Raw genomic sequence first — 7,819 nt, 5'->3', positions numbered from 1 at the left:
GCGAGGACGAAGTCGCCTTCCGCACCTGGTGCCGCGCACAGCTGCCGGTGCACCGCACCGGAACGGTCAACCTGCGCGGGCTGCGGCCCCTGCTGAGGGCCGAGTTCCAGTGGGGCATGTATGTCCACGGCCTGCAGCCCGTCGCCGTGTGGCACCTGACGTGGGTGCAGTCGCTCGCGGACGAATGCCAGCGCCGCGACGTGGCGTCCCTGGCCGGCCTGGAGGCGTCCGTCTTCCACCGCGCCTACCACCAGCGCATGGTCCAGGAGATGCAACAGGCCCTGCGGAAGATCTACTTCACTCCCTCCGATACCCGGGATGCCGGCTACATCGAGACCGAGCACTTCGGGGTGCGCTTCCCGGGCCGCTCCAGCTACGTCGACCTGACCTGCATCACCCAGCGGTGGCTGCGCGACCTCTTGTGGGACCACATAGCAGGCGTGCTGCGTTCGCCCACCTGCCCGCGCAGCGCCCAGCCGGTTGACTTCGTGCGCCGCGCCGGCGCCGAACTGTCCGCGTTCTTGGAGGCCGAGGCGCCGGGCGGCGGCCACGACCCGTCCGTTCTGCGAGGCGAGCACGTCCACCGCTTCGTCGCGGACCTGCGCAACCGCGAACGCCTCGGCCTGGCCTTCCGCGGCCAGGCCCGCCTGGACGGCAAAATGGCGAAGGTCACCGAGAACTCGCGACGGATGGTGTTCAACTACGGCCGGTCCCTTCTGCGCGGCGCGCTGGACAGCGGCAGCGCCGAGAGAATCGGCCTGGACCGCACCTTCATCGCCGCCATGCCGGTCGGCGGCCCGGGCACCCTCCGCAGCCGCAACCCGTTCCCCGACGAAGTCGCCCGGGCGCTTGCGCACGAGGCCAACCTGCAGCAACTCGCCGACGGCTACGACCCGCATGACCGGGGCCTGAGGGATATGTGGGAGACCATCATCGTCACCGGCCGGCGCGCCAGCGAGGTCATCCAGCTTCGTCTGGACTGCATCGGCCGCTACGGCGGGCTGCCGCTGCTCTGGCACGACCAGACCAAGGTCGGCAACCTGAACGCGGCTGTCCGCATCCCCGACCATCTCCTGGACCGGCTCGAAGAACGCCGCCAAAAGACCTTGACCCACTACGCCGACCGGCACGCCGGCCGCCCGCCCACTGCTGCCCAACGCGCTCACCTGGCCCTGTTCCCCACCGACATCCACAACCCCGACGGCCGCCGCGCTTTGTCCTACACCTGGTTCCACACCGGCTTCCGCAGCTGGCTCGCCGACCTTGATCTCGGCGGTCACTACGTCGCCCACCAGGCCCGGCATACGCTGGCCACCCGGCTGCTGCGGCACGGCGCGAGCCTGACGCACATCCGCCGCTACCTCGGGCAGGTCTCCGACCGCATGGCCGAGCACTACGTCCACCTGACCCAGTCGGACCTGGACAACGTCCTTCAGCATGTATGGGTCGCTGGACCCGGCACCGCTCACCCCGGCGAAATCCTCACCAGCGACACCACCCCGCTTACCCGAGAACAGGCCCAGGCCCTGGCCATCGACCTGTCACGCCGCAGCACCCCCGCTGAGGGCGGGTTCTGCACCTTCCAGCCCGTCGTCGACGGCGGCGCCTGCCCCTGGAGCCTCGACTGCCACAACTGCGACAAGTTCGTCCTGTCCGGCGCCGATTTGCTGTATTGGCGGCGGAAGCGTGAGCAGTGGCGGCTGCTGGCTGAGGGTGCCCCCGATGACTCCACCGCCGACTACCTTCACCGCTACTTCGAGCCCACTGCCCGCGCCATCGACGGCCTGGAGAAGGCCCTGGCCGGCCTCGGTCTCCTCGACGACGCCCTCGCCTTGGACCTGCGCAAACCCCAGGACTACTTCCATCGCGTGTGGTCCACCGCCTTCCGGGCCGTCGACCTCGCCGACGCGGGCGGCGACGAGCCGGACGAGTACAGCGGTACGTACACAGCCGACAGCGACGACCCGGAACAGGACACCGCATGAACAGCGCCCCCCTTCCTGAACCCCGCACCGCGGCGGCCCTGGCCGCCCGCCGCCGCAAGGCCGAAGCCGCCCTTGATCGCGTCCACCAGGCCATCGCACGGCTACGACGCGAGAAGGCCCAGGTCAGTGTCGCCTCTGTCGCCCGCCGAGCGGACGTCTCGCGCACCTTCCTGTATGACAACGCCGAGGCCAGAAGCGTGGTCGCTGCAGCGATGAACGAGGCTGGCGAACGCCGCACCCAGATGCTCGCCGACCGGGACAACGAGCGTGAGGCAACCTGGCGCGAACGCACACTGAATGCTGAGGACGCACTCAAGGTCGCCCACACCGAGATCCTCGCCCAGCGCACCCGTATTGGCGAACTCCTCGGCCAGATCCGTGACTTGCAAGCCGAGTGGACTGAGGAGGCCATCCAGCGGATCACCACCGAGAACAGGACCCTCAAGCAGCGCATCCGCCAGCTCACCACCGAGAACCGCACCCTCGACGAGCGGCTCAAGGCCGCCCGCTCCAACCTCCGATTCCAAGACCGCCGCGTCGCCGACCTCGAAGCACGCATCACCGAACCGGGATCAGCTACCTGACCCCTGTCCACAGAAGCCAGTGTGCCGTTGACAGCAGAAGATCCCACAAGGCGCGTCGGCAGGTCCGCTGAGTGTCGATCCGGGGCCGGAAACGGGTGACCCTGGTGGGGACTGGTCTGTGAAGACCAGTCCCCACCAAGAGGCTTCACGTGCCGTCCGGCGTGCACGCCCTGGCGGCGAGTACGGCATCAGCCTGCGCCCGCCATCACGGCCGAGGCTCTGTTGAACCCGCCAATGGCCAAGCGCAGTTCAACAGGCTCATCGGCGTGATCCGGGTCCTGCTCGATGAATCCAACGCCGACGGCAAGATGCGCTTCTTGCGACATCGTTACCGTCGCCCTCAGCCGGTTCCATTACGAGAGGGACCATCAAGGGTAACTCGCCGCGCACAGCGACCAGATGTTGCTGTCAGGTCGCTGTTGTCGATCATGAATGGTTCACTCTCCCTTTCTCTGCGTCGGCAGCAAAACGTGCGGCGCAGAGAGCCGAACTGACATACGTTTACTTCCTGTTGGGAATCTTGGCAGGGACCTGCTCATTGGCTCTGTCTCACGGAAGGATCACATGCGCAGTCTCAGACACACGCTCACAATCTTGCTGACCGCGATGGCTTCAGTGCTGCTGGGGACCTCAGTCGCGCAGGCGGCGCCCCACTCCGACGCGATGACGGTCGACACCTACGTAACGGACGCTCCGACACAGTCCCCTGGCACCATCTTCAAACGGCTGAAGGCCGGTGAAACTCCCGAGGCTGTGGGGTTGGCGCAGAGGCACAGGGCGATCAAGAGCGACGCCGTCCGCAGAATCGGTCCGGCGTCCCTGCGAGGGGATGTACCCAATGCCAGTGTAGGAGAAGCCGAGGCGTCCGGCGCCCGGTTGAGCCCCACCGTGACGGACGTGCCCAAGAGGACGATGACACTTGCGGAATGCAAGGCGCATACCGCCGCTGACGCAAGCATGTGGATCGCGTCCCGCTTCGCGATGTGCGAATCTCAGTGGTTTTCTGCCAACTGGCGCCAAAACGATAAAGTGGTTGGCTTCTCGCAGATGACGGTCAGCGCCATCGCGACGGTATCGGCCAACTCGCGTGACATCAAGTTCGACTACTACTTCTCGGACTTCTACGCGGCAGGCGTCAACGCGATCGACGAAACGCTCGTGGGTACCTCGGTGAACCACCCCACGGTTCCCGACGGTGTGAGGCTGGGCCAAGGCGGCCTCAATCCGACTCCGACGACGGTGGCCGACCTCAAGGCGAATCCGCATTTCATGATATCGACCAACGCCGCGCCCGGGCAGGGCCTCGCACCCGACGACGGCATATGGGCCGTCTGGAACATGAAGTTCGTGCCCGAGTGGCCGCCCGGCTGGGTCGAGAGTAACCCGCTGGCTGAGTGGAAATTCTCCTCGTTCGGGCTGCGCTGGGACAATTCCCCCTACCTTCCCAACTACAAGCCCACGGACGTGCTGCACACCGGGGGCGCCGCACTGAGCTACGACGTCTCCCCGTTGAGGTACAGCACCGCCAGCACTGCTCCGGAACGCGCGGTGGCCTCCCATATCAAGACGGCTTTCACGCAGCCGCAGAAAACCCTTCCGGCCAATTCCTCGAAGCACGTGGCAGGCCAGAGCGCCAGCGACCCACTGCACCGGCTACAGAAAAGCATCAACCAGACGAACCTGAACAGATACAACGCAAACCGGCGTGAGGCTGTGAAGGTATGCACAGCCGTAGACCCCAACTATGCGTCGAAAGGGCTGGAGTGTGACGAGTACCCGTTCGCCTCAACCTATGAAGGATCAGCCCAGTCCATCTACGAGCCAACCAAGCCCAAAAACAACTTCTCGGCGCTGGCCATCAACGGCACCGAAAATGGTGCAGGCGGCAGCCAGCTTGCAACCTATTACTCAGACAACCGGATCATCGACGGGCCCAATGACGAGTTCTATGTGGTGATCATCCCCTGATGCCTATCGTCTGTTCCCGGCTGGCGACGGCCGGGAACAGACCGGCCTCACTAGAACTCCCATTCAAGAATTCCGTCAGCGGTGAACACCGCGGCGCACCCGTTGCGGGTCATATGAGGATCATCCTCATATTCGGCGCCTTGAGCTGACCCGGTCTCCAGCGCACTCGCTACATCGGCCCACATTTCGGTCACACTGCGCCAGGTGGGCGCGCCGAAGAAGCCGTCGGCCTTGCTCCAGGTCAGAACACTCCCACGCAGCTCGCCGGGCCTGTTGTCCACCACCAGCAGGTCTCCCGTCGTGTCGTCCCCGATAGGCACCAGGAGCGGATGAAATTCCCGACAAGGCTCTCCGGCAATATCTACGGCATCCTCCCCACTGGCCGGGGTTACTGAGGCGGCACGCTTGCGCTGCCACAGCATCTGCATGCGATGGAGGCCGACAGGGATGTACAAGGGTGGCAGCAAAACGCCTGTGACTGGATTCGGCTCCACCCCGTCGAAAAGCAACAGCTGATCCCTCACCGCATCGGGGAACGTCTGCCCCATCACGGACTGAGCCTCAGATATATCGTCCATGGTCGCCGATGTCCGGACAGTACGTGCTGTCGAGGGGGCATGCGCGTCCAGAGCCGCTCGGACACGTGCCCAGGCATCGGTGAGTGTCGTCGTCATGGTGTCATCCTGCTACCTGGCGATGATCGTGTATGCCATTCTCGGCACCTGACATGGTGCGAAGTAGTCACGTGTCGTCACTTCGACTGAGCGGTTCCCGCATGACGGTTCGAAAAGCCATCGTGGGCGGCACCCGACCCCAGGCATCCTGCGCTCCTATGAGGATGTATGCAACAAACGCCCCACGGTCCCTCCGCCGCCGAGTGGACGGGCCGAGCCACGAAGCCACTCGGACGAGCTGCAGCAACGGCCCCAACGCATCATCACGGACATGTAGGCCTAGAATCGTTGCAGTTCAGGGCCGGTTCACGAGCTCCCTCGGTCGGTAAAGTCGAGTACAAGCGCGGCATCGACGCCGGCGTCATCAATCAAGGTCTCTTCTACCTGGCGTGGATGATGGACCATCGCGCCGAGTTCGAGCACCTGGTCCGCGACCGGCTCGGGGTAACGGCCGCGGCCCAGGTCCTGTGGAGCGGGCCGCGCCTGATGTGTATCGCCGGCGACTCCACCCGCTACGACGTGCATGCCGTGCGGGAGCACCGGAGGTCGATCGACCAATGCCGCGAAGTTAAGGCCCCGATGGTGCTGTCAAGGGCTCGGCGAGCGGGAGCTTATAGGTGCAGGGGGCTGTGCGGATGAGTCGGTTGTTGCGGGTCCAGTAGCAGAGTTGTGCTGTGAGGCTCTTGATGGACGGTGTGGTGGTGAGGCCGAGGCGGCGTGCGATGTCTCGGGTATGCATGGCTTGGTTCGCATTCGCCGCCAGGATCCGGCAGACCTGGTCCCAACGCCTGGAGGCCGTCTGGCTGGGTGCCTGTGTGCCGGGAGGGGCCGGCGGGTGGACGGTGATCTCGATGGCGCTGATCGGGGTGCTGTCGCGGGGGCGTCCGTCGCGGTTCCAGGTGTGGTAGCGGGAGATTCCGCTCTTGACGATGCGGGTGGAAAGCCGCATCCGGCGTTTGGGAAGGAGCGTGCGCAGGATACGGGTACCGATGTGTCCGACCAGGTCGGAGTAGTTGTGCGGTCCGGTTGTTGGAAGTATTCCGGTGAGGCTGACGACCGTGTCGCGGGCTGCCTCCAGGGCGGCGGTGAAGCCGGCCCGGTCGGGGTCGCAGCCGGCTTCGGTCTCCACCGCGGTCACCATGATCGAGCGCAGTGCCTGGTAGAGGGTGAGCAGTCCCCACACTTCCTGGCAGAGGCCCACCGGGTCCTTCGAACGCAGCACCCGGCCTTGAAGGAGGGTGTGGCGCAGTGCAAGGTAGGCGGTCTCGATCTCCCAGCGTTCGTGGTAGAGGCGCATCAAGCGGGCGGCGGGGTCTGCGCGATGGTCGGTGAGTGTGGTCAGCAGGCGGTAGGTGTCACCGAAAGTGCCGCCGCCGACGGTGCGTGCTTGGACCTCGGCCTCGATCACTCGCAGCGAGAGGCTGCCGATGCGGGTGAGGTACGAGCCGTCGGGCAGCACGGCCAGCACCGGTGGGCGCCGTGTGCTGGTGCAGCGCACCAGAAACTGCGCGCCCTGTCGCGTGATGGCGGCCAGGAGCTCGTTGCCGTCGAATGCACGGTCTGCCAGAAGGAGCATGTCCGGGGTGAGGTGGCTGGTCAGTTCCCGGGCGTAGTCGCTCTCGGCTTTGACGGCGGGACCGAAGATTGCTGCGATCAGGCCGCGGGTGCCTGTCTCGCACAGCGTCATCAGCATCAGCCGGGGGTAACCCGCCGGGCCGTGGCGTCGGACGGTGCGACCGAGCCAGGACCTGTTGCGCTCGTGGTCGGGGACCGACAGGCTTCCGCATCCGTCGAATGCGACCGTGCGCCAACGACGGTAGCGCACTCCAGGGGTGGAGGGCTGGGCCAGCGGGCCCGCCAGCACGTCGAAGAGCCGCTGCAGAGGGGCGACGCCCACCCGCCGGCGCAGATCACGAAGTGCCTTCTCGGACGGCCGCGGCATGTTGCCGCTCAGCCCTGCTACGAGTTTGTCCCACACCAGCTGAGCACCCAGATGCTCGAACATGCCGAGAGCCAGGACGAAGTAGACCCCGACTCGGGATGGCAGTCTCCGTAATCGTTTCTCGCGGGCTCCGGTCTCCTCCACCACCGCATCCACCAGCTCCGGTGGGATGACTTGGGTTAACTCGCCGATGTGACCGGGCGCGAACACGTCAGGCGTGCCGCCCGTGACAAACTGGGCCACAGGGCCTCTGCTCTCTCAGGAAGATCTTGGTCGATCCCCTGCATAGCAGAGGCCCTGCCACATCTCACGCACCCCTTGACATTGCCATCGGGGCCTTAACTTCGCGGCATTGGTCGATCGACCTGGTCTGCTACCGGCTCTTCGGCGACGGCCTGCTCGGGCTTGAGACCGTGGCCTCCGTGAGCGGCGGCATGCCGGTGGCGCGCCGGGCACGGCGCCAGGCGGTTGCCCGGGCGGCGGCCGGCGTGGAGGGCGCGGCGATGGCGGAGCTGGCGGGCACGGTCGACGAGGTCCTGCTCGGGCTCGGGGACGGGGTGAACCGGGTCGACCGCAAGACCTACCGGGCGTACCAGCGCCTGCGGAACTTCGCCTGCCTGTGCCCGCCGCAGCGGAGCAAGCTGCTGGTCTACCTGAAGGTCGACC

General features: G+C 66.0%; 6 protein-coding genes and 2 pseudogenes. 5 read left to right on the top strand and 3 right to left on the bottom strand.

Annotated elements, in window-relative coordinates; all coding sequences use genetic code 11:
* A partial coding sequence (locus ABZ646_RS34895) for a site-specific integrase (RefSeq protein WP_360528076.1) occupies positions 1-1,985 on the top strand: 1,985 nt, incomplete at its 5' end.
* Positions 1,982-2,569 (top strand): DUF6262 family protein, encoded by a 588-nt coding sequence (locus ABZ646_RS34890; protein ID WP_360528073.1) that lies wholly within the window; start codon positions 1,982-1,984, stop codon positions 2,567-2,569. The genes ABZ646_RS34895 and ABZ646_RS34890, both read left to right, overlap by 4 nt.
* Before the next feature lie 188 nt (positions 2,570-2,757).
* Here ABZ646_RS34890 and ABZ646_RS34885 read toward each other — a convergent pair whose 3' ends face one another.
* On the bottom strand, positions 2,758-2,895 hold the full coding sequence (locus tag ABZ646_RS34885) for a hypothetical protein (RefSeq protein ID WP_360528070.1): 138 nt from the start codon (positions 2,893-2,895) through the stop codon (positions 2,758-2,760).
* Positions 2,896-3,163: 268 nt separating this feature from the next.
* Between ABZ646_RS34885 and ABZ646_RS34880 the strand changes: the two genes are divergently transcribed.
* Positions 3,164-4,537 carry a NucA/NucB deoxyribonuclease domain-containing protein gene (locus ABZ646_RS34880; RefSeq protein ID WP_360528067.1) on the top strand — a complete coding sequence of 458 codons (1,374 nt, stop codon included), beginning with the start codon at positions 3,164-3,166 and terminating at the stop codon, positions 4,535-4,537.
* Between the two features lie 50 nt (positions 4,538-4,587).
* Here the strand turns inward: ABZ646_RS34880 and ABZ646_RS34875 are convergent, their stop codons facing one another.
* Positions 4,588-5,211 (bottom strand): SMI1/KNR4 family protein, encoded by a 624-nt coding sequence (locus ABZ646_RS34875; protein WP_360528064.1) that lies wholly within the window; start codon positions 5,209-5,211, stop codon positions 4,588-4,590.
* Between the two features lie 288 nt (positions 5,212-5,499).
* Between ABZ646_RS34875 and ABZ646_RS34870 the strand changes: the two are divergent.
* Positions 5,500-5,766: pseudogene (locus ABZ646_RS34870) on the top strand (hypothetical protein); the annotation flags it as partial.
* A 13-nt stretch (positions 5,767-5,779) separates the two neighbouring features.
* Here the strand turns inward: ABZ646_RS34870 and ABZ646_RS34865 are convergent.
* On the bottom strand, positions 5,780-7,309 hold the full coding sequence (locus ABZ646_RS34865) for an IS4 family transposase (protein ID WP_360528079.1): 1,530 nt from the start codon (positions 7,307-7,309) through the stop codon (positions 5,780-5,782).
* A gap of 200 nt (positions 7,310-7,509) precedes the next feature.
* On the opposite strand from ABZ646_RS34865, the pseudogene ABZ646_RS34860 reads away from it, so the two are divergent.
* A pseudogene (locus tag ABZ646_RS34860) lies at positions 7,510-7,819 on the top strand (transporter); the annotation flags it as partial.

Source organism: Streptomyces sp. NPDC007162, assembly GCF_040634175.1.
Classification (GTDB): Bacteria; Actinomycetota; Actinomycetes; order Streptomycetales; family Streptomycetaceae; genus Streptomyces.
This window is presented reverse-complemented; position numbering and strand designations above follow the sequence as displayed.